7 protein-coding genes are annotated in these 5,169 nt (G+C 43.1%); all 7 read right to left on the bottom strand.

Translation table 11 applies throughout. From position 1 onward, the window contains the following. Positions 1 to 264 precede the first annotated feature (264 nt). Complete coding sequence (locus tag AC3DKE_RS10360; RefSeq protein ID WP_487990634.1) at positions 265 to 1,515, bottom strand: O-antigen translocase; 1,251 nt, start codon at positions 1,513 to 1,515, stop codon at positions 265 to 267. Positions 1,516 to 1,519: 4 nt separating this feature from the next. Next, on the bottom strand, positions 1,520 to 2,647 hold the full coding sequence (locus AC3DKE_RS10355) for a DegT/DnrJ/EryC1/StrS family aminotransferase (RefSeq protein WP_487990633.1): 1,128 nt from the start codon (positions 2,645 to 2,647) through the stop codon (positions 1,520 to 1,522). Then, a complete protein-coding gene (locus AC3DKE_RS10350; RefSeq protein ID WP_487990632.1) occupies positions 2,644 to 3,060 on the bottom strand; it encodes a MaoC family dehydratase in 417 nt (138 codons plus the stop codon). The genes AC3DKE_RS10355 and AC3DKE_RS10350 overlap by 4 nt, the downstream gene beginning before the upstream one ends. A gap of 1 nt (position 3,061) precedes the next feature. Next, on the bottom strand, positions 3,062 to 3,580 hold the full coding sequence (locus tag AC3DKE_RS10345) for a GNAT family N-acetyltransferase (protein ID WP_487990631.1): 519 nt from the start codon (positions 3,578 to 3,580) through the stop codon (positions 3,062 to 3,064). Next, positions 3,580 to 3,975: a sugar 3,4-ketoisomerase gene (locus tag AC3DKE_RS10340; protein ID WP_487990630.1), complete on the bottom strand. Its 396-nt coding sequence runs from the start codon at positions 3,973 to 3,975 to the stop codon at positions 3,580 to 3,582. The genes AC3DKE_RS10345 and AC3DKE_RS10340 overlap by 1 nt, the downstream gene beginning before the upstream one ends. After that, positions 3,972 to 4,844, bottom strand: a complete 873-nt coding sequence (rfbA, locus tag AC3DKE_RS10335; protein WP_487990629.1) for a glucose-1-phosphate thymidylyltransferase RfbA — start codon at positions 4,842 to 4,844, stop codon at positions 3,972 to 3,974. The genes AC3DKE_RS10340 and rfbA overlap by 4 nt, the downstream gene beginning before the upstream one ends. Beyond that, positions 4,841 to 5,169: GDP-mannose 4,6-dehydratase (locus AC3DKE_RS10330; RefSeq protein ID WP_487990628.1), on the bottom strand; the 329-nt coding region annotated here is incomplete at its 5' end. The genes AC3DKE_RS10330 and rfbA, both read right to left, overlap by 4 nt.

Below are 5,169 nucleotides of genomic sequence, written 5' to 3'. Positions count from 1 at the left end.
GCGAACTACGGCTGAGCCTATAAAACCGGCACCGCCGGTGACTAAAATTTTCATGTGGGTTTACCAAAGCTAATTAATAAAAACATGAGGAATCTATTCCTCATGTTTGCCAAACCATATCAGCTCAATACTGACAACATAAAACTTAGAGCACAATTAGCTTGCCTGTATTTAATTTATTATCATCACTGATCTATATTAATTTATTGGGCCGCATCAATTCTAAATTCAAAAAATAAATGTTTTTATATTTAGACAAAATAATTAACTTTCTCTCAGCAGCTTTGGCATTAAAATCCCTAAAAAAATCCAGTACGCTAAATAGTTAATAGCATGCGCTAAACTTATACCCTCAAGGCCTAAGGCATTAGTAAATAGAATAGCAAGACCATAAAATGATGCCGAAAAAAATATCTCCGTTAATATAAATAATTTTATCATGGCTTTACCTAGCATCAAATATGAAAGTATCCAACTACCAATTTTAAGGGTATCCCCTACCATCTGCCATGCAAATAAATCTCGCATTGGAAAAAATTCAGTTGTAAAAAGCATACTAATAATAAAATCGCGCAGCATATAAATGGCGAATCCACACATAGCAGCAAAAGGCAATATTATTCTATAGCCTTGAAGTATCTCATTCTGTATCTCAGCAAAATCTTTAAGCTCAGAAAGTCTTGGCAGATAGTATAGACTTAGCGTTGTTGTTATCAGCATTAGGTAAGCAGCACTTAAGCGCCACATCGCTTCCCAATATCCTGCTGAGGCCAATCCGAAAGTATCACCAAGGTAGGTACGAATAAAAATGTGACTTATAGGCACGCAAGCTACACTTACAAGTGCCATCGCAGCGAACTTTGATAAATTTATTAAAACAACCTTATCTAATGCTCCGAAAATATAACTAAATTTAAACCACTCCGCTCTGTAACAAATATATAGTGTGGCTACAAAGGCAAAGGATGGAAAAATCGCAAGTGCCGTTAAAGCACCATGCAAACCAAACTTTATAGTTAAAAAACTTGTCACTAACAATGCAACTAAACTACCGATTATATTTGCCGAAACATAACGGGAAATTTCTTTTTTCCCATTTAGTATGGCAAGCAATAGAGTGTTAAATATAAAAAACACCAGTGTTACTGAAAACCAAATAAATACCATGCTATAGCTTTCATCATGCAAAAATAGCACTGCGATTTCTTTGCTAAAAATAGCAACTAGCACGCCCATTACTAGCGAACCTGCAAGAGCTAATGTACCTGCAGTGCGCCAAAGCTGGCGCTGCTTCTCTTCATCCGCGTGGTACTCAGCCGTGTACTTGACTACTCCAGTGTTTATCGCACCGCTTGCTAGTGTGGTAATCATCTGAGCAGCGTTTTGAAAGTTGCCGATTGCTGCATATCCTGCAGGGCCAACATATACTGCTAATACTTTATTTAAGCCCAACATAGTTATCATTTTAATAACTACGGCAATCGCGTTGAGTAAGCTGGTTTTTATTAGCGTCACGTAGTTATGCGTCTACTTGGAAGCTATTGCACGCCACAATTACTGCTTGGGCTTGCTCCATTGTTGTCGTTGGCCCAATCGGCAGGCTCTGCACTTGCTCATGCATACACTCAGACAGCGGAAAGCATAGAGGGCTCATCGCGCGATAGGCATGCTGTTTGTGAGGTGGTATGGGGTAGTGGATGAGAGTTTGCACGCCGTGATCGAGCAGGTGTTTTTGCAGCTCGGCGCGGTGTTCGCAGCGAATGACGTATAGGTGCCACACATGCGACTCGGTAGCTTTCACTGGCGCTTGAAACGCCTGAGTTGGCAAGGCAATTAGCGGATTGCTAATGCCCGTCGTGTAGGCGTCGGCCACTGCTCGGCGTTGCGCCATCTCAGTATCTAGGTGCTTTAACTTCACGCTCAACATGGCCGCTTGAACTTCATCTAAACGGCTATTCACGCCCTGATACAGATTTTTATACTTTTCGTGCGAGCCGTAGTTACCGAGGGCGCGAACGGTTTTGGCGAGTTCATCATCGTTGGTGGTAATAGCGCCGGCGTCGCCGAGTGCACCAAGGTTTTTGCCGGGGTAGAAGCTGAAGCCACTGGCATCTCCCCAATTGCCTGCTTTTTTGCTATTTAAGCTAGCGCCGTGGGCTTGGGCTGAGTCTTCCAAGACCAATAAACCGTGGCGTTGGGCGATGTTCATAATCGCAGGCATATCGGCGAGCTGCCCGTATAGGTGAACAGGCAATATGGCGCGAGTTTTCGGGGTGATGGCTGCCTCAATCAAGCTTGGGCTTATGTTATAGGACTGCTCATCTGGCTCAACCAAGACTGGTACCAGTCGGTTTTCCGTAATCGCTAAAATACTAGCGATGTATGTATTCGCTGGCACGATTACTTCGTCGCCTTCTTTGAGCTTGCCGAGCTCTTTCCATGCGCGGAAAACCAGAATTAGAGCATCGAGACCATTTGCTACACCAATGGCATGCTTAGTGCCGCAATACTGGGCGAAGCTCTGCTCAAACTGAGCTAGTTCGTTGCCGCCTATATACCAGCCAGAATCAATAACGCGTGTGCAGGCATCGATGAGATCTGCGCGATAGTTTGAGTTGATTGCTTTTAAATCGAGAAATGGGATCACTTATTCATACCTTTGGGTATATATATTTTTGCTTCACCTACTAACACTTCAACATCATTAACACTACATACTGTAGAGAATGTTAGCTTAGACTTTACTAAATCTATTTCTGTAATTTTTACAACTACTAATAAATCATCATCAATAAATACCGGCTTTAAAAACTTAAAACTTTGTGAGCCATATATACAACCAGGCCCAGGAAAGTTCATGCCGAATATTTTAGAAATAAAAGCAGCCAGCAGCATTCCATGCGCAATGTTTTTTTTATAAAAAGAGTTTTTAGCAAAATTCTCATCAACATGAATCGGGTTTTTATCTCCGCTAATACTAGCAAATCCTAGAACCGTTTCGCGCGTAACAAATATCGCCTCAGCGTAAGTCTGCCCTATCATGTAATCGTTAATATTCATATTATATTTTATCTTTCAATTGTACACGTGATGCCTCAACCGCATCTTTACTAATATTGAAATAGTAGTTTTCAGAATCTTCAGAAACTATTTTTGCGCCCATTTTTTTATGAAATGAGATGACGCGCTCGTTTCCTTTCATAACATCATAATGAGAATTATTTAAACCAAGATTTTGAAATCCAAAATTATAAATTAAAAATGCGCTTTCAATAGCTGCATACTTTGTTTTATCTTCATTAAGTATCCAACTTCCCCAGCAAAATGAGTCTTTCCTAATATCATAGACTCTTATAGTTCCACATTTAGTACCATCTAAGCGCTCAATTATAAAATAAAACTGTACACCTTCTTTTTCTTCTGCCTTATATGATCTTATCCAGTTAATCTGCGAAGATAAACTTGGGCTGACTCCAGAAAGAAACTGATTGTATCTATCATCAAGCCTTAACTTCAAAATGAAATCTGCATCAGACTCTTCGACAAGTCTTAACTTTATACTTTTAGATTTAAGTTCCATTATAAGCACCCTAAAAATTCATCATAACTACGAATATAATCTGTCTCATCGTAGTGTTCGCTGGCTAATACAAGCAACACGCAGTCTTCACTAAAATCATGCATTTCTCGCCAAACCAGATCACTAATGAGCAACCCTTTAATTGGAGAGTCCAACCAAGCCTCTTCACGCGTCACACCATCATCTAAAATCATTCGGCATTTGCCGGTAACGCAGACAGCCACTTGCTTTAAGTTTTTGTGCGCATGAAAGCCACGAGCCACACCGCTTTGCGTGCCGAAGATGTAATACACGCGCTTAATGTCAAACGGTACAGTTTTGCCTGCCTCAAGCGCTACTAATGAGCCGCGATCATCGCCTAATGGTGGAAAGTCCACCCACTGAATCAAGCTCATGCGCCTACTTTGACCACATTCAATAAATACTGACCATAGCTATTTTTACTCATGCTTTGCCCAATTACCTCGACCTCTTCACTTGTCATCCAACCATTGGCAAAGCCTATCTCTTCTAAGCAAGCCACTTTATAACCTTGACGCTTTTCAATGGTTTCCACAAAATGTGCCGCCTCAAGCAAGCTGTCGTGCGTACCAGTATCTAGCCAAGCAAAACCACGGCCCAGCAACTCAACATTTAAATCGCCGCGCTCTAAATACGCCTGATTAATGCTAGTAATCTCTAGCTCACCACGATGTGAAGGCTTCACGGCCTTGGCCATTGCCACCACATCGTTGTCATAAAAATACAAACCGGTTACTGCGTAATTTGACTTCGGCTTAACCGGTTTCTCTTCAATAGAAACTGCTCGCTTTTCATCGTCAAACTCAACCACACCAAAGCGCTCTGGGTCTGCCACTTGGTAGCCAAATACAGTGGCGCCTGATGGCCGGCTTGCTGCTTCAAGTAGTTTTGGCGAGAAGCCTTGGCCATAGAAAATATTGTCGCCTAAGACCAAGCAGACTGAGTCATTGCCAATAAACTCTTCGCCAATGATGAAGGCTTGAGCGAGGCCATCGGGGCTAGGCTGTATGGCATAAATGAAATTCACGCCAAAACGGGAGCCGTCACCGAGCAGACGCTGATAGCCGGCCATGTCTTCGGGCGTGGAGATGATGAGGATGTCGCGGACTTTAGCCAGCATCAGCACAGAGATTGGGTAGTAGATCATCGGTTTATCGTAGATGGGCAATAACTGCTTCGACACGCCCATGGTGATGGGGTAAAGGCGTGTGCCGCTGCCGCCGACGAGGATAACTCCTTTCATGATGTCACTCCTAGTCGCTCGCGTTGGTAGCTGCCGTCTTGCACTCGGCGGCTCCACGGCATATTGGCTAAATACCAGGCCACTGTTTTGCGCAGGCCGGTCTCGAATGTTTCAGTTGGTACCCAACCCAGCTCTTTCTCAATCTTGCTAGCGTCTATGGCGTAGCGCAGATCATGCCCAGGGCGGTCGGTCACGTGTGTGATCAACGATGCATACGGCGTGCTATTTGGCGCTAACTCATCTAGCAAGCTGCAAATAGTTCGCACCACTTCGATATTTTGTTTTTCGTTATGGCCGCCGATGTTGTAGGTCTCACCTACCTGCC

It is taken from the genome of Paraperlucidibaca sp. (genome assembly GCF_982810325.1).
This window is presented reverse-complemented; position numbering and strand designations above follow the sequence as displayed.